The sequence below is a fragment of the Porphyrobacter sp. THAI-01a genome, from assembly GCF_056868655.1.
The window spans coordinates 1,000,163-1,022,678 of sequence record NZ_CP180579.1 but is presented as its reverse complement, the minus strand read 5'-3'; the positions used below and the strand labels follow the sequence as shown (position 1 = coordinate 1,022,678).

The window sequence follows — 22,516 nt, the reverse complement described above, 5'->3', positions numbered from 1 at the left end:
CTAGGCGCCGCGGCGATGTTGCATCGCAGCACACGGGCGCAGGCGCGGCGCTTGCCGTAGCGTCCGGCGCTGTCGCCAACCCGCCACAATCCCCTCCTAACGCGAGCGCCCCCGGCCGCGTTTCCTGTTTCCCCCGCCCGGATGCGAGCGCGTCCGGCTTTTCACCGGAAGTTTTCCCGAATGTCGTCCGCCCTCAGAAATATCGCGATCATCGCCCACGTCGACCACGGCAAGACCACGCTCGTCGACCAGCTCTTCCGCCAGTCGGGCACCTTCCGCGAGAACCAGCGGGTCGAGGAACGCGCGATGGATTCGGGCGATCTCGAGAAGGAACGCGGGATCACCATTCTCGCCAAGTGCACCAGCGTCGAGTGGGAACAGGACGGCACCACCACCCGCATCAACATCGTCGACACCCCCGGCCACGCCGACTTCGGCGCCGAGGTGGAGCGCATCCTCTCGATGGTCGACGGCGTCATCCTGCTGGTCGACAGCGCGGAAGGCGCGATGCCGCAGACCAAGTTCGTGACCGGCAAGGCACTCGCCCTCGGCCTGCGCCCCATCGTCGTCGTCAACAAGATCGACCGCCCCGACGGCCGCCCGCAGGAAGTGCTCGACGAGGTGTTCGACCTCTTCGTCAGCCTCGATGCCAATGACGAGCAGCTCGATTTCCCCGTGCTCTACGCCTCGGGGCGCGAGGGCTATGCCAGCGAGGATGCCGATGCGCGCGAGGGCACCCTCGCCCCGCTCTTCGCCAAGATCATCGAGCACGTCCCCGCCCCCGGCCTCGACCCGGACGCCAAGTTCGCCTTCCTTGCGACCCTGCTCGACCGCGACAACTTCATGGGCCGCGTGCTGACCGGCCGCGTCCAGTCCGGCACGATCCGCGTCAACGACCCGATCCACGCCATCGACGCCGAAGGCAAGGTGATCGAAACCGGCCGCGCCACCAAGCTGATGAGCTTCGACGGGCTGGAGCGCGTGCCGGTCGACATCGCGCGCGCCGGCGACATCATCGCCATCGCGGGCCTCGAGAAGGCGACCGTCGCCAACACGATCTGCGATCCCAGCGTGACCGAGCCGATCGCCGCCCAGCCGATCGACCCGCCGACGCTCGCCATGCGCTTCTCGGTCAACGACAGCCCGCTCGCGGGCCGCGAGGGCAGCAAGGTCACGAGCCGCATGATCCGCGACCGCCTGCTGCGCGAGGCGGAAACCAATGTCGCGATCCGCGTCACGGAATCCGAGGACAAGGACAGCTTCGAGGTCGCCGGGCGCGGCGAACTCCAGCTCGGCGTTCTCATCGAGACGATGCGCCGCGAAGGCTTCGAACTCGGCATCAGTCGCCCGCGGGTGCTGTTCCGCGAGGAAGACGGCCAGCGCATGGAGCCCTACGAGACCGTCGTGATCGACGTGGACGACGAACACTCGGGCACGGTGGTCGAGAAGATGCAGCGCCGCAAGGCCGACCTCGCCGAAATGCGCCCCTCGGGCCAGGGCAAGACCCGCATCACCTTCTCCGCCCCCTCGCGCGGCCTCATCGGCTATCACGGCGAATTCCTGTCCGACACGCGCGGGACGGGCATCATGAACCGCCTGTTCGAGAAATACGGCCCCTACAAGGGCCCCATCGAGGGGCGCATCAACGGCGTGCTGATCTCGAACGGTGACGGCGAGGCGGTGGCCTATGCGCTGAACTCGCTGGAAGAGCGCGGCACCCTGTTCATCAGCCCCCAGATGAAGGTCTACGAAGGCATGGTGATCGGCGAGAACGCCAAGCCCGAGGATCTCGAGGTGAACCCGCTCAAGGCCAAGCAGCTGACCAACATCCGCTCGAGCGGCAAGGACGACGCGATCCGCCTCACCCCGCCGCGCCGCATGAGCCTCGAACAGGCGATCGCCTATATCGACGACGACGAGATGGTCGAAGTGACGCCCCAGTCGATCCGGCTGAGGAAGGCGATCCTGTGCCCGCACGAACGCAAGAAGGCGCGGCGCAAGAAGGAGGATTGATCCTCCCGCACCCCCGCGTTCTCCCTGTTGCGCCCTTGCGGATTGCCGCTTAATCCTCCGGCCTGGAACAGGAGGGGGGACATATGAACGAGATCGATCGGCAGACTGGCGGCCGCGTGCAGGTCGGCGACGCGACCGGCGTTGCGAGCGGCTTCAGCAAACGCTTCGAGCTTGCCGCAAGCGAGGCGGGACAGCAGGTGGTGGTGGCCACGGCATGGGGCGGCGGCGACAACGTCCGCATCAGCCTCACCTGCTCCGGCACCAACCGGGTCATGCATGCGGACGGCAAGACAGGGGCCAGCGTGACGCAGATCTTCGCCGTCGACGCCGGCTTCCGTCCCTGGGTCGAAGCCCGGGTGGAAGGACCGGGCGCCAGCTATGACATGGTGTTGCGGGTAACGGCCCTGTGAACGATTGAAGCGGGGGCCTACGCGGCCGCTGGCCAAGCGCGCCTGCACCCGTTACCCCCGCCCGCATGAACCCCTACACCCTCGCCACGCTGGCCGCCTATTTCGTCCTCATGCTCGCCATCGGGCTCTATGCCTGGCGCAAGTCGACGCAGGATAGCGCGGGATACCTGCTGGCGGGGCGCAATCTGCCGCCTTCGGTGGCGGCGCTCAGTGCCGGGGCTTCGGACATGTCGGGGTGGCTGCTGCTGGGGCTGCCCGGCGCGCTCTATGCCTCGGGGCTGGTCGAGGCGTGGATCGCCATCGGGCTCACCGCGGGCGCCGCGCTCAACTGGATCATCGTCGCCCCGCGCCTGCGCGAACAGACAGAGCGGATGGGCAATGCGCTCACGATCCCGCAATTCCTCGCCAACCGCTTCCCCGAGCGCGCGACGTTGCTGCGGGTGACCTCGGCGGTGATCATCGTCGCCTTCTTCACCGTCTACACCGCGAGCGGCATGGTCGGCGGGGGCAAGCTCTTCGCGACCGCCTTTGCCGGCGTGCTGCCGCCGACGGGGCTTTCCGACTACATGCTCGGCATTTGGATCACCGCCGGGATCGTGCTGGTCTACACCATGATCGGCGGGTTCCTCGCGGTCAGCCTCACCGACTTCGTGCAGGGCCTTATCATGATGGTCGCGCTGGTCGTGATGCCGCTGGTGATCATGTTCGGCCCCGGCGGGAGCGCAGGTGGCAGCATCCTCGCCGTGCCGCAGGAAGGCTTCCTGAGCCTCACCGGAGGCCTCACCGCCATCGGCCTCGTCAGCGCGGTGACCTGGGGCCTCGGCTATTTCGGCCAGCCGCACATCATCGTGCGGTTCATGGCGATCGACCGGGTTGAGAACGTGCGCCGCGCAGGCTGGATCGGCATGGGCTGGATGGTGATCTCGCTGGTCGGCGCGGTGGCGATGGGGCTTGCAGGGCGCGCCTATGTCGAGCGCAACGGCCTGGTGGTCGAGGACCCCGAGACGATCTTCATCATCCTCGCCAACCTCCTGTTCCACCCGGCCGTAACCGGCTTCCTCTATGCCGCGCTGCTGGCGGCGATCATGAGCACGATCTCCTCGCAGCTGCTGGTCTCCTCCTCCTCGCTGACCGAGGATTTCTACCGCCTGTTCCTGCGCCGCGATGCCTCCGAGCGCGAGGCGGTGAACATCGGGCGCGTCAGCGTCGCGCTGGTGGCGGCAGCGGCGATGGTGATTGCGGCCGATCCGGAGAGCGAGGTGCTGGGGCTGGTGGCAAACGCCTGGGCGGGCTTCGGCGCGGCCTTCGGCCCGCTGATCCTGCTGGGGCTGACCTGGGACCGGATGACCGGCGCGGGCGCGGTCGCGGGGCTGGTGACGGGGGCGGCGGTGGTCGCGGGGTGGATCGCGCTGGGGTGGAACAAGGCCTTTCTGGGTGGCCCCGGCCTCTACGAGATCGTGCCGGGCTTCCTCGCCGCGCTGGCGGCGATCGTGGCGGTGAGCCTGCTCGGCGCCGACAGCAGGCGCGCGGCGCTGTAACCGCGGGCACGCCTGCGGCGAACAGGGCTGTGCGAGGCCCGCGCCGCCCCGCCCTCTCCCCCAACCGGGTCGGATGTGGGCCTCGCGCCCTTCCCCGTAGCCGTGCCTTGAGGCATGATCGCGGCTGGGAGGACAGGGCATGACGGGTTCCGACAAGGCAGGACCGCGGGTGACGGGGCTCGGCGGGGTGTTCTACGTGGTGCGCGATCCCGAGGCGACCCGCGCGTGGTATCGCGACATGCTGGGGATCGACGGCCCCTACGGCCCGCAGTTCGCCTGGGCCGACGAGCCGCGCGCGCACCCCTATTCGCTCATCAGCCACTTTGCCGACGACCAGTATATCCGGCCCGGCACCGGCGGCTTCATGATCAACCTCAGGGTCGATGACGTAACCGGCCTTGCCGCGATGCTGCGCGACAAGGGCGTGGAGATCCTCGGCGAGGCGGACGAGGGCTACGGCAAGTTCGCCTGGCTGCTCGACCCCGACGGGGTGAAGATCGAGCTGTGGGAGCAGGTCGAGGACAGCCTGCCCTAGGGGATTTCCCGGGGGCGATGGTCAATTTTCGCTTAGCCGACGACGTTTCCGGCGCGTTAACCATTTATGCGTGATAACCCATAGTCATGGAACGCAAGGGCAGGATTCGCGCCGGAGCGCTTTTAGCAGCCGCAGCCATGGCGCTGGCAGGCTGCGGTTCGCTGGTCCCGGGCGGCAGCGGCGGGGCGGCCCCCGCCTCTCCCGGCCAGACGGCCCGTGCGCCCGCGCGGCCAGCGGTGCCGGTCGCCTCGGTGCAGCAGAGCCTTGCCCCGCGCGCCGCCGATGCGAACTGCCTTGCCGATCTCGGCGCAAGCGGGGCGCGTTTCGATCCCCTGCCCGACACCTATGCCGCGCCGGGGTGCAACAAGCTCGGCACGGTGCAGCTGATGGCGCTTGCGGGCGACCGCGCGCCGCTCAGCGTCGCCAATCTCGGCCCGGTGCAGTGCCAGGTCGCCAAGGCTTTCGGCGACTGGGCGCGCTTCGGGGTGGACCGCGCCGCGCGCCAGATCCTCGGCAGTCCGGTGGCACGGATCGAGACGATGGGGTCCTACGCCTGCCGCAATGTCGCCGGGACCGAGCGGCTTTCAGCCCACGCCCGCGCGGAGGCGATCGACGTGTCGGGCTTCGTGCTCGCCGATGGCCGACGCATCGTGCTCAAGCGCGACTGGAACGGCGGCGATGCGGCGACGCGCGAGTTCCTGCGGGTGGTGCATCGCAGCGCCTGCAAGCGTTTCGGCACGGTGCTCGGCCCGGAATACAACGCCGCGCACGAGGATCACTTCCATCTCGAGGGCACCGGCGCGAAGTTCTGCCGCTGACCGTGTGCCGGCGGAGCGCCGCACGCTACCTCCCACCGCACTGATGGACATCCCGGCCTGCCTGCCCGGGCGGGAGCATTTCCGAACATGGGCGAAGGCCACTTGCGGCCACGGGGCCCGCTGACTTTGGCTCCGGCGGCGCGACTGTCCCGAAGGATTGGCGGCCCCGCTCGCCGCACCGGGGACGAGGGAGCCGCCAGGACAAAGCCGTCGATCACCAGGCTACCGGCGGCTGGTGCCCTCAAGGGGATAAGGGCCGGGACAGTCGCGGCGGTCTCAGGTCATGCGCGCAGCTTCGGTTCGAGCTTCGCCTCCAGTTTGAGGCGCACCGCTTCGGCCGCATGGCGCGCACCGAGCTTGGTCATCATGTTGGCGCGGTGGATTTCGACGGTGCGGGGGCTGATGTCGAGCTCCCGCGCGATCGCCTTGTTGCTGCTGCCCTCGGCCAGCCAGTCGAGCACCTCGCGCTCGCGCTGCGAGAGGGTCGAGATGCGGTCCCGCGCCTCGATCATGCGGCGGCGCGCGGCGCCGAACTGTTCGGCCTCCTTCTCGATGCGCAGCAGGCAGCGGGTGAAGCGTTCCGGATCGAGCGGCAGGGCGAGGTAATCGAGCGCGCCGGCCTTGATCGCCTCGACGATGCGGCCCGGGCGCGGCTGGACGTCGACCGCGATCAGCGGGAGCCAGATGCCGAGCCGCCCGAGCCGGTCGAGGATCATGCCCACCCCGCCCTCCTCGGCGGTGTCGCGGGCGATGATGATCCCTTCCCGCGGCGGATGCACCGCCAGCTCGGAGAGGTCGCCATAGACCTCGCAGTGATGGCCCAGACCGAAGCCGACCCGGGCCAGTTCGGCGCGTTGACGGCTGCACGAGTCGACGAAGTGGAGAGAGGCTTTGCGTGTCATGCGACAATGTCTGCGCCAACCCATTATGGGTTTCACGCAGGAGCGCCGCCAATCCGGAGGATTTACCATCTCCGGAGAGGATCATCCCTTTGATGTAAAACGAAATCTTATCTCCGGATCGGAGCCATATCGGGTCGATACCCTAAGCGTCAGTGCCGAACTTGTACGGAGGCAGCGAATGGAACGCCGATCTGAGCGCATTTCCCCAACCCGATGAAATCGCGTCGAAATATTCATCCTCGGCGGTGACGCGGTGTTCATGCAAAGGTTTGAAGCCATCCCTGCCGATCACCAGCAGATCGAGCGGAAGGCCGACCGAAAGATTGGCCTTGAGGGTCGAATCGAAGCTTACCATCAACAGCTTAACCGCATCCTCGAAGCTCATGTCGCGGTCATAGCCGCGGATCAGGATGGGGCGGCCATACTTGGTCTCGCCGATCTGGAAGAAGGGCGTGTCCCAGCTTGCCTCGATGAAGTTGCCCTCGGGGTAGATCATGAACAGGCGCGGCTGCATCCCCTTGATCTGGCCGGCGACGATCATCGTCGCGGTGAAGCGGCCCTTGCCGCCGTCGCCGTTGGCACGCTGCACGTCCTCGATGGTGCCGCGCAGGATGCGGCCGATCTCGGTCGCCACCTGGAACATCGTCGCGCCCCTGAGCAGGCAGTTCTCGCGCTCGTCGGGGATCTTGGTGCGCTCCTCGAGCTGGCTGATCACCGCCTGGGTGGTGGCGAGGTTGCCCGCCGTCATCACTGCGATCATCCGCTCCCCCGGCACGCTCCAGTGGAACAGCTTGCGGAAGGTCGAGATGTTGTCGACGCCGGAATTGGTGCGCGTGTCGCTCATGAGGACAAGCCCCTTCTCGAGCACCATGCCAACGCAATAGGTCATGCCGTGTCCTCTAACTGGCCCCGCGATCCCTCCCGCAGCCCTAGCCCCATGCCGGCGCCAGCGCAAAGGGGCCGGGCGGTCTGTCCGATTACTGGTTCGACTGGCCCTGGCTCTGGCTCTGGCCCGCGGCGGGCTGCGCCTCGACCGCGACGCCGACCGTCAGGCGCTGGTCGGACGCACCGATGCTGATGCCGGTGACGGGGGCGGCATCGCGGTAGTCGCTCCCCGTGGCGACGCGGACATAGCGCGGATCGGGCGAGATGCCGTTCGAGACGTCGAAGCCGACCCAGCCCAGCCCCTCGACATGGGCCTCGGCCCAGGCATGGGTCGCCTCCTGCTCGATGCGGTCGTCCATCAGGAGGTAGCCGCTCACATAGCGCGCCGGAATGCCGCTCGCCCGTGCGGCGCCGATGAAGATGTGCGCATGATCCTGGCACACCCCCGCGCCGTGCCCGACCGCTTCCTCGGCGGTGGTGGCCGAATGGGTGCGGCCGGCTTCGTAGACGATGCGCTCGCGGATCGTCGCGGAGAGCGCGTGGAGATAATCGAGCGGCGCGTCGGATGCGGCGGCGGGCACCTCGCGCAGCAGGGCGCGCAGCTTCGCGCCCGGTCGGGTCAGCGGGGTCTGGCGCAGGAAGCTCCACAAGGGCAGGTGGCCCGAATGGCGGCCGATCACCCCGGCATTGTCCTCGGTCTCCACCAGCCCTTCGCAGGTCACCGTCACCTCGCGCGCGCCGGGGGCGAGGCTGACGAGGGTGACGTGGTTGAAATGCTGGTCGTCGTAGTGGAGCTCGGCGCGGGCGTTGTCGAAGCGCATCTGCCAGTCGATGACGCGCTGGCCCTGCGTCTCCTTGGGCGTCAGCCGCAGCCTCTGAAGCGCGTGCACCACCGGCTCGCTGAAGGCGTAGTGGGTGGTGTGGCGGACCTGGAGTTTGAGCTTGCTCATGCGTGGAACCGGTAATCCCCCGCGATCGCCCCGGCGATGGCGTTGTTGCGGGCGAGGAAATCGACGAGGAATTCGTGCAGCCCCTGGTCGAAGATCTCGTCCACGGTGAGGTGGCTGATGCGGGTGTCGGCATCGCGCATCAGCGCCACCGCCTCGCCCTCGGCGCCGTGGGTGCGGGCGAGCGCGGCGAGGCAATCGCGCAGGGCATTGCGGCAGAAGGCGAGGCTCCTCGGAAAGCGTTCGTCGAGCACCACGAACTCGACGATCCCTCGCGCCTCGATCTGCCCGGCGTTGAGCCAGGAATAGACCCGCGCCCCCGCGACCGAGCGCAGCACCTGTTCCCACTGTCCGGTATCGAGGCTGGAGCCGACATAGGAGAGCGAGGGGAGCAGCAGGAAATACTTCATGTCGAGAATGCGCGCGGTGGAATCGGCGCGCTCGATGAAGGTGCCGGCGCGGCTGAAATGGTAGCCCTCGTCGCGCAGGATCGAGCCGTCGAAGGCGCCGTGGACCTGCGTGCCCGCGCGGCGGATCGCGGCGAGCACCTCGCCGACCATCGTCTGCCCCACGGGGCGCGCGAGCAGCCGGTCGAGCCGCATCCAGTTCTCGTTGACCGCCTCCCACACGTCGGAGGAGATGTTGATCCGCGCCGCCCGCGCATTGGCGCGCACCGCCCCGATCATCGCGCGGACATTGCCGGGGTTGGACGGCCCGCGCAGCACGAAGTTCCACACCGACAGCCCGTCATAGCCGTCATGCGTAGCCTCGAAGGCCTGCTGGAGCCCCAGCGTCGCGATCACCGAGCGCCATTCGGCCTCGGCGGTCACCACGTCGCGGGTCAGCGCCATGCGCAGCGCCGCCTCGAGCAGGCGCGCGGTGTTCTCGGCCCGCTCCAGATAGCGGAACATCCAGAACAGGCTGTTGGCGGTTCTCCCGAGCATGTCAGTCCTTCAGCACCCAGGTGTCCTTGGTGCCGCCCCCCTGCGAGGAGTTGACCACCAGCGACCCCTTCTTGAGCGCCACCCGGGTGAGCCCGCCCGGGGTGATGTCGATCCCCTCCGGGCTGACCAGCACGAAGGGCCTCAGGTCCACGTGCCGCGGCGCGAGACCCTTGGCGGTGTAGATCGGGCAGGTCGACAGCGCGAGCGTGGGCTGGGCGATGTAGTTCTCGGGCTTGGCGACGAGCTTCTCGCGGAAGGCGGCGATCTCGCGCTTCGACGAGGTCGGCCCGATCAGCATCCCGTAGCCGCCCGAGCCGTGGACTTCCTTCACCACCAGCTCGGCGAGGTTGTCGAGCACATAGGCTAGGCTGTCCTTGTCCGCACAGCGCCAGGTCTGGACATTGGGCAGCAGCGGCCGCTCGCCGGTGTAGAACTCGACGATCTCGGGCATGAAGGAATAGATCGCCTTGTCGTCGGAGATGCCCGTGCCCGGCGCATTGGCGATGGTGATCCCGCCCGAGCGGTAGACGTCCATGATGCCGGGCACCCCGAGCACGCTATCGGGGTTGAAGGTGAGCGGATCGAGGAACTCGTCGTCGACCCGGCGGTAGAGCACGTCGATCGGCTGGTAGCCGCGCGTGGTGCGCATCTGCACCCGCCCCTCGACCACGCGCAGGTCGCTGCCCTCGACCAGCTCGGCGCCCATCTGGTCGGCAAGGAAGGCGTGCTCGAAATAGGCCGAATTGTAGATGCCGGGCGTCAGCACCGCGACCGTGGGCTTGCCCCCGGTATAGGCGGGCGGGACGCAGGCCGCGAGGCTGCGGGCGAGGCGGCGCGGGTAGTTTGAAACGCTCTCGACCCCGATCCGGCTGAACAGATCGGGGAACATCCCCATCATCGTCTCGCGGTTTTCCAACATGTAGGAAACGCCCGAGGGCGTGCGGGCGTTGTCTTCCAGCACGAAGAACTCGTCCGGCCCGGTGCGCACGAGGTCGATGCCGACGATGTGCGTGTAGATGCCGCCCGGCGGGGTGAAGCCCACCATGTTGGCGAGCCACGCGTCGTTGCCGCGCAGCAGGCGTTCGGGCAGGCGTCCGGCACGCACGATCTCCTGCCGGTGGTAGAGATCGTAGAGAAAGGAGTTGAGCGCCCGCACCCGCTGCTCGATCCCGCGCGACAGACGGCGCCATTCGGCGGCGGTGATGATGCGCGGCACCATGTCGAAGGGGATGAGGCGCTCCTCGGCCTCGTTCTCGCCATAGACGTTGAAGGTGATGCCGGTGCGGCGGAAGGTGTCGTCGGCCTCGCGGTTCTTGCGGCGCATCAGCTCGGGCGGCTGTTCGCCATACCAGCGGCAATATTCGGCATAGGCCGGGCGGGTGCCGCCCTCGCCGTCGAACATCTCGTCGAAATTGCTGCCCCGCCCCTGCATCGACCTTCGCATTGTTCCTTAGGTGCAATGCAACAAGTAACCGGAGTTTCGCAAAAGGGAAGCGGTCACATCACTTTGCGCAAGAATGCTGCGGAGGTGTGTCAGGCCCGGGTGGATTCGAGTTCCGCGAGCAGCGTGGCGATCACCTGCGGGTCGTAGGTAAAACCCATGTGGGTGCAGCGAAGCGGGATCGCGCGGTCGCGCTCGCCCGGGCGGCCGGCGGCGCAGCGCGGGCCGATAACCCCGTCGTTCGCGCTCCACAGCGCGACCGTCTCAACCGGCGGCTTGACCTTGAGCTCGGCGGCGACCGGGGGTGCGTCGACCGAATGGCCGGTGATGAACTGGTAGGCACGCCACACGTTGTTCGCCCGCGGGCTTCCCGAGAAGGGCGAGCCCATCGTGATGACCTTGGCGACGCTGCCCGGCTGGCGCTTGGCGATCTCCCGCGCATAGAGCCCGCCGAGGCTCCAACCGATCAGCACCACCCTGCGCCCATGCCGGGCGTGGAGCTGGAGCAGCCGCTCCTCGATCGCGGCGAAGTTTTCGTCCGTCGGCCCCCAGTTGAAGCCGAGCCCCCAGCGCTTGACCACATGCCCCGCGCTCTCGAGCTGGCGCGCGAGATAGCGCATCCGCATCGGGTGGGTGGCGAAACCGGGGAGGATCATCGCCACCTGCGGGTTGCCCGTCGCCGCGATCGGCACCGAACGGCGCGGCCGGCGGATCGGTTCGAGCAGCACCTCGGCCTCGCCCAGCAGGCGCACCAGGCGCGGCTTGCCGGCCTCGAATTCCTCGGGAATGGCCTCGCGCGCAAGGGCGAGGCGGCGGGCCAGCTCGGTCGCGGCATAGGCCTGCTGCGCCTGCGCGCCGGCCGCGCTCGCCGCTGCGATCAGCGGGGCGGGCAGGCGCGGACGGTCAAAGGCGAAGCGCGGGGATGCCATGGCGGCACCAAGCCAGAACCGCACTGAATGTTCAATGAATTGTCACCGTTGTAACAATTCCGACATTTTTCACTTCGCCGGAGGACACTCGCCGATCCGCTCGTGCTTTGCGGTGAAGCGCATCGTGCCCTTCCCCGCACCGTCGAACTCCATCGCCATCTCGGCCTCGAGATCGGCGCTGGTGGCGGTGGTGGTGCCGGTCATTTGCATCCGCGCGGCCCTCCCTTGCGCGTTGCAGACCATCACCGCGTCGAGCTTGCCGCCCGCAACGTCGAAGCGTTCGTAGCTGCACTCGCCGTCCTGCCCCTGCTTGACCAGCTCGCCGAAGCCCTTGTCGACCTCGGCCTGGGTGAGGCAATGTTCCGAGGTGGTGGTGAGCCCCGCCCCGTGCCCCGCCATCTCGGGCGGCATCCCCGGGATCTCGAGCCCGGTCATGGTCACGGTGGTCTTGTAGAGGCCCGGCTGCGGGCGCGGCATTTCATTGCGGGCCTTGTCCGCCGCCTCCTTCATGCTGACCTCGCCATTGCCGTCGGCATCGGCATTCCCGCCCGAACAGCCCGCGACCAGCAGGGCGGCCGCTGCGCTCGCGGCGATGATGGTGATGCGTGTCATGTGCTCGTCTCCTGCTGCGCTTGTCCCAGCATAACAGCATTCGCTGCCGTTCGTGCCCGAAAAGCGCCAATTGCTGCCGCCCCGCCTTGCACGCCCCCTCTTTGTTCCCCATAGATGAAGCATGGCCGAACTCGTGATCCGCCGCGGACTGGACGAGCCCGAAACGGGCGCGGACTTCACCCCCCATCGCCCCCAGCGGCCCGACAAGTCGATGGGCGGCATCCCGTTCAAGCTGGTGTCGGATTACGAACCGGCGGGCGACCAGCCGACCGCGATCGCCGAACTGGTGGGCGCCGCGCAGGAGGGCGAGAAGACCCAGGTGCTGCTCGGCGTCACCGGGAGCGGCAAGACCTTCACCATGGCCAAGGTAATCGAGACCTTGCAGCGCCCCGCGCTGGTGCTCGCCCCCAACAAGATCCTCGCCGCCCAGCTCTACGGCGAGTTCAAGAGCTTCTTCCCCGAGAACGCGGTCGAATATTTCGTTTCCTACTACGACTATTACCAGCCCGAGGCCTACGTCCCGCGCTCCGACACCTACATCGAGAAGGAGTCGAGCGTGAACGAGGCGATCGACCGGATGCGCCACTCGGCGACCCGCGCGCTGCTCGAACGCGACGACGTGATCATCGTGGCCTCGGTGTCGTGCCTCTACGGTATCGGCTCGGTCGAGACGTATTCGGCGATGATCTTCGACATCAAGGTGGGCGAGGTGGTCGACCAGCGCGAGCTGATCAGGAAGCTCGTCGCGCTGCAATACAAGAGGAACGACGCCGCCTTCACCCGCGGGTGCTTCCGGGTGCGCGGCGACAGCCTCGAGATCTTCCCCTCGCACTACGAGGACATGGCCTGGCGGGTCAGCTTCTTCGGGGACGAGATCGAGGCGATCAGCGAATTCGATCCGCTCACCGGCACCAAGGGCGCTTCGCTGGAGAAGGTGCGGGTCTACGCCAATTCGCACTACGTCTCGCCCGGCCCGACGATGAAGCAGGCGATGGCGGCGATCAAGTTCGAGCTGGAGGAGCGGCTCAAGGAACTGGAGATCGAGGGCAAGCTGCTCGAACGCCAGCGCCTCGAACAGCGCACCAATTTCGACCTCGAGATGATCGCCGCGACGGGTTCGTGCGCGGGGATCGAGAACTACAGCCGCTTCCTCACCGGCCGCCTGCCGGGCGAGCCCCCGCCGACCCTGTTCGAATACCTGCCCGAGAACGCCCTGCTTTTCGTCGATGAAAGCCACCAGACCGTGCCGCAGATCGGCGCGATGGCGCGCGGGGACCACCGGCGCAAGCTGACGCTCGCCGAATACGGCTTCCGCCTGCCCTCTTGCATCGACAACCGTCCGCTCAGGTTCAACGAATGGGACGCGATGCGCCCGCAGACCTTCTGCGTCAGCGCCACGCCCGGCGGCTGGGAGATGGAGCAGACCGGCGGGGTCTTCGCCGAACAGGTGATCCGCCCCACCGGCCTCATCGACCCGCCCGTCACCATCCGCCCGGTCGAGGACCAGGTGCAGGACTGCATCGCCGAGTGCAAGGCGACCGCCGCCCTCGGCTACCGCACGCTGGTGACCACCCTCACCAAGCGCATGGCCGAGGACCTCACCGAATTCATGCACGAGGCGGGCGTCCGGGTGCGCTACATGCACTCCGACGTGGAAACGCTCGAACGTATCGAACTGATCCGCGACCTGCGGCTCGGGGTCTATGACGTGCTGGTCGGCATCAACCTGCTGCGCGAGGGCCTCGACATCCCCGAATGCGGGCTGGTGTGCATTCTCGATGCCGACAAGGAAGGCTTCCTGCGTTCGGAGACGAGCCTCATCCAGACCATCGGCCGCGCCGCGCGCAACGTCGATGGCCGGGTGATCCTCTATGCCGACCGAATCACCGGCTCGATGGAACGCGCGCTGGCCGAGACCGATCGCCGCCGCGCCAAGCAGCAGGCGTTCAACGAGGAACACGGCATCACCCCGCAGACGATCAAGCGCAACATCCACGACATCGTCGCGCACACCGCATCGCAGGACAGCGTGGTGATCGACACCGGCGACGAGGAACGCAACAACCTCGTCGGCCACAACCTGCGCAGCTACATCGAGGACCTCGAGAAGCGGATGCGCGAGGCCGCCGCCAACCTCGAATTCGAGGAAGCGGGCCGGCTGCGCGACGAGATCCGGCGGCTGGAAGCGGACGAACTCGGCCTGCCCGACGACCAGAAACGCGCGCCGATCGTGGGCCGCTCGAACGAGGGCAAGCCGGGGACGCGCAAGACCCGCTATGGCAAGACACGCTACAAGCGGATGGGGGGCAAACCCTAGGCCGAGGGCTTGAACCGGCGTCACAAGCCTGTCACTCCCCTCGGCCCATGAACGCCCGATTCCTCGCGCTGCTGGCCGCTGCCGGCACCCTCGCCTTCACCGTTCCCATCGCCGCGCAGGATGCGCCCAAGGACGAGGCCGCCAAGCCTGCCGCCGCCTCCCCCGCCCCGCAGGTGCGCACACGCGATCTCGCGGGCACCTTCGGCGGGCAGCGGATCGCCTACCGCGCGACCATCGCCGATACGATCCTGACCGACGAGGCGGGCAAGGCCGAGGCGGTGATCGTCACCACCTCCTATGTGAAGACCCCGGTCGATCCGACCCGCCCGGTGTTCTTCATCTACAACGGCGGCCCCGGCTCGGGCTCGGTCTGGCTCCAGATGGGGGCCTTCGGGCCCAAGCGGGTCGCGATCCCCTCGGATGCGCGCGACGACGGGGCGCCGCCCTATCCGCTGCTCGACAACCCCGACAGCCTGCTCGACGTCGCCGACCTCGTCTTCATCGACCCGCCGGGCACCGGGTTCAGCTATCTGACGCAGGGCACCGACCCCAAGAAGTATTACGGCCTGCGGCAGGACGGCCGTGCCGTCGCCAAGGTGATCCGCCGCTGGATCAACGACAACGGCCGCTGGAACAGCCCCAAGTTCCTCGGCGGCGAGAGCTACGGCACGACCCGCACCGCCATGGTCGCCGACGAGCTGGAAGGCAGCACCTACAACGATGTCGGCCTCAACGGCCTCATCCTGATCTCGACGATCCTCGATTTCGGGGTCGAGGACACGACGCCCGGCAACGAGCTTGCCTATGTCGTCACCCTGCCGAACATGGCCGCGGCGGCCTATTACCACGGCAAGGTCCAGGCGCCCTCGGTCGAGGCCATCGCCGAGGAAGCGCGCCGTTTCGCCATCGGGCCCTTCGCCAGCGCGCTGCTCAAGGGACAGGACCTGCCCGCCGAGGAACGCGCCGCGGTGCGCAAGGAACTCTCGCGCCTCACCGGCCTGTCGGAGACCTATCTCGAACAGGCCAACCTGCGCGTCACCGACCAGCGGTTCTACAAGGAGCTGCTGCGCGACCGGGGCCGGACCATCGGGCGCCTCGATGCGCGCTACACCGGCACGGATTACGACAGCGCCGGCGAGACGCCCGACAATGATCCGAGCTTCTACGGCATCGACGCAGGCTACACCGCCGCGGTCAACAGCTGGGCGCGCGAGACGCTGGGCTACAAGACCGACCGCGAATACCAGTCGATCGGACGCGAACCGGGGCGCAACTGGGACTGGAGCCTGGAGGGTTCGTTCCGCGGCGCCTATCTCAACGTCGCCCCGCTGATCGGGCAGGCGATGCGGCAGAACAGCCAGCTGCGCCTGTTCAACGCGCAGGGCTATTACGATTTCGCCACACCCTTCTTCGGGGCGGAATATTCGCTGAAGCGCCCCGGCATTCCGCAGGACCGGATCACGTGGAAATATTACGACGCCGGCCACATGATGTATGTGCGCGACGAGGACCGGGCGAAGCTCTCGGCCGACCTGCGCGCCTTCATCCGCGCCCGATGATCCAGGCCCGCGCCCTTCTGGCGGGGCTGGCGCTGGCCGGGAGCCTTGCCGGCTGCAAGCCGCCGCCAACCGATGCCGCCGTGGCGCGCGTATCGCTGCTGGGGCCGACCGGCGCGCCGTCCGAGCCGCTGCCCTCGCCCGATGTAACCGGCGCGGTCTGGACGAGCACGGCGAACCCGCTGCGGCTGGTCTACGGCGTGCCGGGCCAGCCGGTGCTGATCGCGCTCGAATGCCTCGAACCCGCCAGCCCCGAGGCGCGGCTCAGGATCACCCGCCATGCCCCTGCCGATCCCGGCGCGAGCGCGCTGCTGGCGCTGATCGGCAACGGCTGGATCGGGCGCTTCCCGGTCGATGCGACGACCGTCGGCAACCGGGCGCTGTGGCAGGGCGAGGTCCCCGCCGCCGCGCGCGAATGGGATGCGCTGAAGCCCGTGCGCGAGGCGACGGTCACCGTGCCGGGCGCGGGGCTGGTGCGGCTCAACCCGAGCCCGCTGCCGATGGCGCTGGTGGAGGCTTGTCGCCCTAAGGCCGTGGACGGACCGGACGCGCCGCCTGCGCTTCCAGCAGTTCCGGCGTAAGCACCTGCGGCAGCTGCTCGGGCGCGCTCGCTCCCGGCGCATACCACAGGTAGAGCGGCACGCCCGCCGCGCCCTGTTCGGTCAGGAACTGCGTGATCGCCGCGTCGCGCCGCGTCCAGTCGCCGACCATCGTCACCACGCCCGCTTTCTCGAAGGCCGCCCGCACGCTCTCGCGCTCGATCGCGGCGGCCTCGTTGACCTTGCAGGTCACGCACCAGTCGGCGGTGAACCACAGGAACACCGGCTTGCCGCTCGCGCGCGCCTCGGCGAGGGCATCTTGGCTGAAGGCCCGGGGCGCATGGATGCTCGCTTTCGCCTCGGTCCCCCTGGCCTCGTAGAGGTTGGGGAGCGCGATAAGGGCAAAGGCGAGGAAGGGTGCGGCGACGAGGCCGAAGGCGGGCCAGGCCATCTTGCCCCCGCGTTGCAGCCTGCCGGTCACAAACAGACCCAGCAGCACGCCTGCCACCAGCACCAGAGCGACCACGCCGAAGGACCGCCCGCCGAGCTGCACCGTCAGCCACAGCAGGGCGAGGAAGGTCAGCCCCATCGGGATCGCCATGATCCGCCGGAACCGCTCCATCCAGGCGCCGGGCCGGGGCAGCATCCGCCGCAAGGGGGGCACGAAGCCGAGCAGCAGGAACGGCAGCGCCAGCCCCAGCCCCAGCAGGGCGAACAGCAGCAGCGCCTGCGGCACCGGCAGCAGTAGCGCCGCGCCCAGCGCCGCGGCCATGAAGGGCCCGGTGCAGGGCGTGGCGACGAAGGCCGCAAGGAGGCCCGTGGCGAAGGCCCCGGCCCGCTCGCCCCCCATCCGCACCGAGATCGCGGGCAGTTCGAACAGCCCGGCGAAGTTCGCCGTGATCGCCGCCGCCAGCACCAGCAGCGCGACGACGACGCCCGGCTCCTGCAACTGGAACGCCCAGCCGACCTGCTCGCCGGCCGCGCGCAGGGCCAGCAGCAGCGCGCCCAATGCGAGGCAGGCGATCACCACGCCCGCGGTATAGGCCAGCCCCTCGGCCCGCGCCCGTGCCTCGCTCTCGCCCGCGCGGGCAAGCGCGATCGCCTTGAGGCTGAGGATCGGGAAGACGCAGGGCATGATGTTGAGGAGGAGCCCGCCCAGCAATGCGCCCAGCACCAGTGTCCACCACGGCGGGGCCCCGGCGGCGGCAGCGGGGCCCTTCACCACCTCGCCGCCGGTGGGCACCGCACCGAGCGCGGCGGTGAAGCGCACCCCCGAACCGTCGCCGAAAGCGAGGATACCCGCCAGCGCCCCGGCCTTGCCGGTGCCGTAGGGATCGAGCGGAATCTCCGCCACCAGCACGTCGCCCGCGCGGCGGAAGGTCTGGGGCGCGGCATAGGCGACGAGCTGTTCGTTCGCGACGAAGACATGGGGATCGGCAAGGCCCATGCCCTCGGGCAGGGGAATGCCGATGCGCAGCGTCTTGCCCCTGATCGCGAAGCGCGCCCTGGCATCGAGCAGCGGTGCGACCTCGGCCCGCCAGCGCGCGAAGTCCCCGCCCGCCTCGGCGGTCAGCAGCGCGTCCTGCGGCACGCAGATCTGGTCGGTGCAGGCGAGGAACTCGACATGGCCCCTGAGCGGCGGGGCGAAGCTCTTGACGCTCGGCCCCGGGGTGACCGGCACCAGCACGGTATAGGGGCCTTCGTAGATGTGGTTCATCAGCCCGCTGATCAGCAGGCGTTTCGGCACCGGATAGCGCGCCTCGCCCACCTCCCAGTCGGGCGGCAGGTCGAGACTGAGGCGCATCCCCGCCCCCGCATCGCCGGGGTTCGACCAGTAGCCGTGCCATTCCGGCCCCCTCGGCATGAAGCGCAGGGCGAGGAGCCACTCCCTGCCCTCCTGCGGGGCGCCCTCGGCGTGGAGCGTGACGGCGATGTTGGCATCGCCGAACACTTCCTTGCGCCCGCCTGCCTCCTGCGCCGCCGCACCGGGGGCGAGCAGAGCGAGGCTTGCGGCCAGCGCAAGCACCCATGCAGCGAATTGTCGCGTCAGGCGGGGGAAGATTCTTGCGCGGTGCACGGGCTACCCTCTAGGCATGAGCCCGTGACTTCGCAATCGGAGCGGCCAAGGTGACAGCGACTTCAGACAAACCCCGCGATCTCGTCATCCTCGGCGGCGGCCTCGTGGGCATGACCCTCGCGCTGGCGGCGGCCAAGAAGGGCCTCTCGAGCCACGTGATCGACCGCGCTGACCCGGCCGAGCTGACCGCCGAGGGCTTCGACGACCGCGCCACCGCGATCTCGACCGCGAGCTGGCACCTGTTCGAGAACATCGGCATCGCCGAGGGGCTGGAGGAATTCGCATGCGACATCGCCAGCATCGCCGTGACCGACCAGCAGAAGCCCGGGCGGCTCGACTTCGTCCCCGGCGAGGGTGACGGCACATTGGGGCGGATGTTCCCCAACCGCCGCCTGCGCCTCGCGCTGTTCGAGGCCGCGGCGAAGGAGCCGCTGATCCAGTGGACCTCCAAGGCCACCGTCACCGAGCGCCAGCGCAGCGAATACGGCGTCGCGGCGGTGACCGCCGACGGGCGCAAGTTCCGCGGCCGCCTGATGGTCGCCGCCGAGGGCCGCCAGTCCCCGACCCGCGACGCGGCGGGGATCACCATCGCCAAGTGGGACTACAAGCACCGCGCGATCATCTGCGGCCTCACCCACGAAAAGCCGCACGGGAACGTCGCGTGGGAAATCTTCTACCCCGCCGGGCCTTTCGCGCTGCTGCCGCTCAACGACGACGCAGACGGCACCCACCGCTGCTCGCTGGTGTGGACCGTGTCGGAGAGCGATGCGGCGGGCGTCACCAAGCTGGGCGACCGGGCCTTCCTCGCCGAGGTCGAGAAACGCATGGGCGGGGTGCTGGGCAAGGTGCTCTCGGTGGGGCAGCGGTCGAGCTACCCGCTCGGCTTCCACCACACGGCCAAGATCACCGCCGAGCGGCTCGCCCTGATCGGCGATTCCGCCCACGGCATCCACCCGATTGCGGGACAGGGCCTCAACCTCGGCCTGCGCGATGTCGGCGCGCTGGTCGAGGTGCTGGCGGACGGCGCGCGGCTGGGCCTCGATCCGGGCGATCCGGAGATCCTCAAGCGTTACGAGAACTGGCGCGGGCTCGACAGCTTCATGGTCGCGCTCGCGACTGACGGCCTCACCCGCCTGTTCGGCGTCCCCGGCAACGCGGCAAGCGCGGTGCGCCGCCTCGGCATGGCGGCGGTGCAGCGCACGCCGCTGCTCAAGCAGTTCTTCATGGACGAGGCGCGCGGGGTCGCGGGCGACCTGCCGGAACTGCTGCGGGGGTAGCTATCCCCTTCTCCGTTCGCCCTGAGCCTGTCGAAGGGCCGTTCTTCACTTGGCGGCATGAAGTTTAAGCAGAAGAAATACAGTCCTTCGACAAGCTCAGGACGAACGGGAACGGGTCCCCCTACTTTCCCACCACCAGCGGGCTCAATTGCCGCACCGGATTGCCCGCCCCGTCGCGCAGGCCGCGCTGGTCGAGCACGGCGGCGGTCTCGATCACCTCGAGCGCGTCCATCGCCTTCTTGTAGCGTTCCGCGTCCGCAATCCAGCCTTCGGCCTTGGCCGCGCCCGGCATCCCCCGCACCTCGTCGATCGCCGCCTGGTAGCGCCCCTGTTCGAGCGCCCAGCGCGCGCGCTCCATCCGGCGTTCGGGCTGGGGCGACGGGGTGCTCTCGCGGCGGAACACGAAGAGCTGCTTCAATTCGCGCTTGAAGGCGCCCCACGAGGGGCCCTCGCTGCTCTCGCGCAGCTGCGGCGAGAGGCCCTCGAGCCGGGCGACGAGGCTGTCGAGCCGGATCGGCTTGCGCGAGAACTCGATGATCGTGCCGACGGCGTTGGGCCACTGGTCGCCGAAGCGCAGGCGCAGCTGGTCGGCAAGGTAGCCGAGCTCCGCCCCGCGCTCGACCGCGCGGCGGGTGGCGAAGGCGATCAGAAGGCTCTCCGCGCGCGCGGCATTGCCCGCGGCGGCCTGGGCCTGGAGATCGAGCTGCGTGAGGCGCTGTTCGGCCGCGGCGAGGCGCTGGTCGAGTCCGCCCTGCTGCTCGGCCACCCGTTCGACCGCCTGTTCGGCCTTGCGGGCATCGGCGAGCGGGGTGGGCGAGGCGGTGAGCGCGGGCGTCGGCGCGGCGGGATCGGCGCCGGCCTCGGCCACCACGTCGGCGCGCGGGGCGGCGGCGCGCTCGCCGGCGAGGTTGTACCACACCACCCAGCCCACCAGCGCGCCGCCCGCGATGAAGGCGAGCGCGGCGGCGAGCATGAGCGTGCGCGCCGAACTCGGCCTGCGCAGGCTAGCTTGCGTCGATGGTCCGGGTTGCGATGCCATCCTGATCCGTTCTTTGCGACCCTGTCCTGTCCCCGGTGCCGCGCTTACGGCTCCCGGTGCGGGGAGCCCGGAATGGAGCGTGCCTCTTCGCACAAGTCAAATGCCAATTGCAGGAAAGTGCTCTCGTCGGGACGCGCGGCGACATGAACGCCCGCCCATCCCCCGCCCGCAGCGTCTGCGATGCGCTGGCCCAGCGCGGCAAGGGTGACGGCGGCGCGCGGCAGGCCGAGCCGGTCGCACTCGGCGGCGAAGTGGCGTGCGGTGGCGGCGGAATGGAGCAGCACCAGCGCCTCGCCAGAGGCAAGCAGCGCGGCGACGGGATCGAGCGGCAGCGGCACCGAGCGATAGGCGATCACCTCGGCGAAAGTGACGCCGGCGGGCGGGGTGAGCGGCACGTGTTCCTCGCCCGCGATGCGCAGCAGGTGGCAGGGCGAGGGGATCGCGTCGAGCACCCCCTGCAAGCCCCCGCTCCCCGTCATGGCGACGGCGAACCCGGCCGCGCCCGCGGCGGCGGCGGTCGCCTCGCCCACGGCGAAAACGGGCTTGCCCGCGAGCCGGGCGAGGTTCTCGCCGCCGTGGAGGATGGCGTTGGCGCTGCCGATCAGCAGGCCGTCGATCCCTGCCGGATCGGGGCAGTCCCATGCGACCGGGCGGATGTCCGAAAGCGCATGGCCGGTGATCGCCAGCCCCCTCGCCCGGGCCCTGTCGAGCGTCGCGGACAGCCCCGGTTCGGGCCTGAGCGCGAGAAGCCGGAAGCTCACCCTGCCGCCCTGAAATGCGGCGCGATGCCCGGCGTCGCGCGCGCGAGCAGGTCGGCGGCGAGCGCGCGCACCGGGGCATGATCGCCCGGAGCGAAGCGGGCGGACCCCTCGATCCGCTCGGCCCCGTCGGGCGAGAACAGCGCGGCGCGCATCGTCAACGTGCCCTGCGACAGCTCGCAAAGCACCGCGACCGGCGAATGGCAGGTGCCCCCCAGCTCGGCGAGCAGCGCGCGCTCGGCCTCGAGTTCGGCGCGGGTGGGCGCGTGGTCGATGGCGGCAAGGAGCGCGGTGGTCGCGGCATCATCGGCGCGGCATTCGATCGCGATCACGCCCTGGGCCGCGGCAGGAATCCACTCGTCGGAGCCGAGCGGCGCGCCAACCTCGGACTGGTCGAGCCGTTCGAGCCCGGCAGCGGCGAGGAAGGTCACGTCGGCCTCGCCCTCGGCCAGTTTCTTCAGCCGCGTGGCGACATTGCCGCGGAAGGTGACGACCGTGCAATCGGGCCTGAGGTTCAGAAGCTGCGCCGCCCGCCGCGGCGCGCTGGTGCCGACCACCGCCCCTAGCGGGATCGCGGCGATGCTCGCGGCGCCGACGAGGCAATCGCGCCGGTCGGCGCGCGGCAGGAAGGCGGGGAAGTGGAACTGCAGCGGGCGGATCGTCTCGACATCCTTGGCCGAGTGCACCGACAGGTCGATGCGCCCTTCGCCGAGCCATTGATCGAGCTCCTTGGTCCACAGCGCCTTGCCGCCGATCTCCGACAAGGGCCGGTCGAGCACCTTGTCGCCGCTCGCCAGCACGGGGACGAGTTCGACCTCCTCCTCGGCCCAGCCGTGGGCGGCGCACAGCCTTGCGCGGGTCTCGTGGGCCTGGGCCATCGCGAGGGGGGAGTTGCGGGTGCCGAGGCGGAGTCTCGGGGCTGCTCGGGATGCTTGGGTCATGGCTAGCCTTGCCCTAGCGTTCACAAAGACTAGATGGA

Annotated in this window: 20 protein-coding genes; 9 read left to right on the top strand and 11 right to left on the bottom strand. The window is 69.1% G+C overall.

Annotation, left to right across the window (positions count from 1 at the left end):
• The first annotated feature begins 180 nt into the window (after positions 1 to 180).
• The 5 genes from typA to ACMX37_RS04910 all read left to right on the top strand — a co-directional run bounded on the left by typA (position 181) and on the right by ACMX37_RS04910 (position 5,314).
• The gene (gene typA, locus ACMX37_RS04930) at positions 181 to 2,013 is read left to right on the top strand and encodes a translational GTPase TypA (RefSeq protein ID WP_483147778.1); all 1,833 of its coding nucleotides are present in this window, start codon (positions 181 to 183) and stop codon (positions 2,011 to 2,013) included.
• 83 nt (positions 2,014 to 2,096) lie between these two features.
• Positions 2,097 to 2,423, top strand: coding sequence for a hypothetical protein (locus ACMX37_RS04925; RefSeq protein WP_483147777.1), 327 nt, complete (start codon positions 2,097 to 2,099; stop codon positions 2,421 to 2,423).
• A 65-nt stretch (positions 2,424 to 2,488) separates the two neighbouring features.
• Positions 2,489 to 3,961, top strand: coding sequence for a sodium/proline symporter PutP (gene putP, locus ACMX37_RS04920; RefSeq protein ID WP_483147776.1), 1,473 nt, complete (start codon positions 2,489 to 2,491; stop codon positions 3,959 to 3,961).
• Between the two features lie 139 nt (positions 3,962 to 4,100).
• Positions 4,101 to 4,496, top strand: a complete 396-nt coding sequence (locus ACMX37_RS04915; RefSeq protein WP_483147775.1) for a VOC family protein — start codon at positions 4,101 to 4,103, stop codon at positions 4,494 to 4,496.
• 137 nt (positions 4,497 to 4,633) lie between these two features.
• The gene (locus ACMX37_RS04910) at positions 4,634 to 5,314 is read left to right on the top strand and encodes an extensin-like domain-containing protein (protein ID WP_483147774.1); all 681 of its coding nucleotides are present in this window, start codon (positions 4,634 to 4,636) and stop codon (positions 5,312 to 5,314) included.
• A gap of 281 nt (positions 5,315 to 5,595) precedes the next feature.
• Here the strand turns inward: ACMX37_RS04910 and ACMX37_RS04905 are convergent, their stop codons facing one another.
• The 7 genes from ACMX37_RS04905 to ACMX37_RS04875 form a co-directional block, all read right to left on the bottom strand.
• Positions 5,596 to 6,216, bottom strand: a complete 621-nt coding sequence (locus ACMX37_RS04905; RefSeq protein ID WP_483147773.1) for a response regulator transcription factor — start codon at positions 6,214 to 6,216, stop codon at positions 5,596 to 5,598.
• A gap of 142 nt (positions 6,217 to 6,358) precedes the next feature.
• A complete protein-coding gene (locus ACMX37_RS04900) occupies positions 6,359 to 7,105 on the bottom strand; it encodes a proteasome-type protease (protein ID WP_483147772.1) in 747 nt (248 codons plus the stop codon).
• An 88-nt stretch (positions 7,106 to 7,193) separates the two neighbouring features.
• Entirely contained in the window at positions 7,194 to 8,051 is an 858-nt protein-coding gene (locus ACMX37_RS04895; RefSeq protein WP_483147771.1) for a transglutaminase family protein, read from the bottom strand.
• A complete protein-coding gene (locus ACMX37_RS04890; protein WP_483147770.1) occupies positions 8,048 to 8,992 on the bottom strand; it encodes an alpha-E domain-containing protein in 945 nt (314 codons plus the stop codon). The genes ACMX37_RS04895 and ACMX37_RS04890 overlap by 4 nt, the downstream gene beginning before the upstream one ends.
• 1 nt (position 8,993) lies before the next feature.
• Entirely contained in the window at positions 8,994 to 10,424 is a 1,431-nt protein-coding gene (locus ACMX37_RS04885) for a circularly permuted type 2 ATP-grasp protein (RefSeq protein WP_483148365.1), read from the bottom strand.
• 101 nt (positions 10,425 to 10,525) lie between these two features.
• Positions 10,526 to 11,362, bottom strand: a complete 837-nt coding sequence (locus ACMX37_RS04880; RefSeq protein ID WP_483147769.1) for an esterase/lipase family protein — start codon at positions 11,360 to 11,362, stop codon at positions 10,526 to 10,528.
• Positions 11,363 to 11,431: 69 nt separating this feature from the next.
• Positions 11,432 to 11,974, bottom strand: coding sequence for a DUF3617 domain-containing protein (locus ACMX37_RS04875; protein WP_483147768.1), 543 nt, complete (start codon positions 11,972 to 11,974; stop codon positions 11,432 to 11,434).
• A gap of 121 nt (positions 11,975 to 12,095) precedes the next feature.
• On the opposite strand from ACMX37_RS04875, the gene uvrB reads away from it, so the two are divergent.
• Genes uvrB through ACMX37_RS04860 form a run of 3 tightly spaced genes read left to right on the top strand, consistent with a single transcriptional unit; the run spans position 12,096 to position 16,428 of the window.
• Positions 12,096 to 14,291, top strand: coding sequence for an excinuclease ABC subunit UvrB (gene uvrB, locus ACMX37_RS04870; RefSeq protein WP_483147767.1), 2,196 nt, complete (start codon positions 12,096 to 12,098; stop codon positions 14,289 to 14,291).
• A gap of 47 nt (positions 14,292 to 14,338) precedes the next feature.
• Positions 14,339 to 15,850: a S10 family peptidase gene (locus tag ACMX37_RS04865; RefSeq protein ID WP_483147766.1), complete on the top strand. Its 1,512-nt coding sequence runs from the start codon at positions 14,339 to 14,341 to the stop codon at positions 15,848 to 15,850.
• Positions 15,847 to 16,428, top strand: coding sequence for a hypothetical protein (locus ACMX37_RS04860; protein WP_483147765.1), 582 nt, complete (start codon positions 15,847 to 15,849; stop codon positions 16,426 to 16,428). Before ACMX37_RS04865 ends, ACMX37_RS04860 begins: the two co-directional genes overlap by 4 nt.
• On the opposite strand, the gene ACMX37_RS04855 is transcribed toward ACMX37_RS04860, so the two are convergent.
• Positions 16,373 to 18,463 carry a protein-disulfide reductase DsbD family protein gene (locus ACMX37_RS04855; RefSeq protein ID WP_483147764.1) on the bottom strand — a complete coding sequence of 697 codons (2,091 nt, stop codon included), beginning with the start codon at positions 18,461 to 18,463 and terminating at the stop codon, positions 16,373 to 16,375. The genes ACMX37_RS04860 and ACMX37_RS04855 overlap by 56 nt on opposite strands.
• Positions 18,464 to 18,573: 110 nt before the next feature.
• On the opposite strand from ACMX37_RS04855, the gene ACMX37_RS04850 reads away from it, so the two are divergent.
• Positions 18,574 to 19,740 (top strand): FAD-dependent monooxygenase, encoded by a 1,167-nt coding sequence (locus ACMX37_RS04850; protein WP_483148364.1) that lies wholly within the window; start codon positions 18,574 to 18,576, stop codon positions 19,738 to 19,740.
• A gap of 121 nt (positions 19,741 to 19,861) precedes the next feature.
• Here the strand turns inward: ACMX37_RS04850 and ACMX37_RS04845 are convergent, their stop codons facing one another.
• The 3 genes from ACMX37_RS04845 to hemC are packed head-to-tail and all read right to left on the bottom strand — an operon-like array spanning position 19,862 to position 22,478.
• Positions 19,862 to 20,779, bottom strand: a complete 918-nt coding sequence (locus ACMX37_RS04845) for a hypothetical protein (RefSeq protein ID WP_483147763.1) — start codon at positions 20,777 to 20,779, stop codon at positions 19,862 to 19,864.
• Between the two features lie 44 nt (positions 20,780 to 20,823).
• The gene (locus ACMX37_RS04840; protein ID WP_483147762.1) at positions 20,824 to 21,540 is read right to left on the bottom strand and encodes a uroporphyrinogen-III synthase; all 717 of its coding nucleotides are present in this window, start codon (positions 21,538 to 21,540) and stop codon (positions 20,824 to 20,826) included.
• On the bottom strand, positions 21,537 to 22,478 hold the full coding sequence (gene hemC, locus ACMX37_RS04835) for a hydroxymethylbilane synthase (RefSeq protein WP_483147761.1): 942 nt from the start codon (positions 22,476 to 22,478) through the stop codon (positions 21,537 to 21,539). The genes ACMX37_RS04840 and hemC overlap by 4 nt, the downstream gene beginning before the upstream one ends.
• Between the last annotated feature and the right edge of the window lie 38 nt (positions 22,479 to 22,516).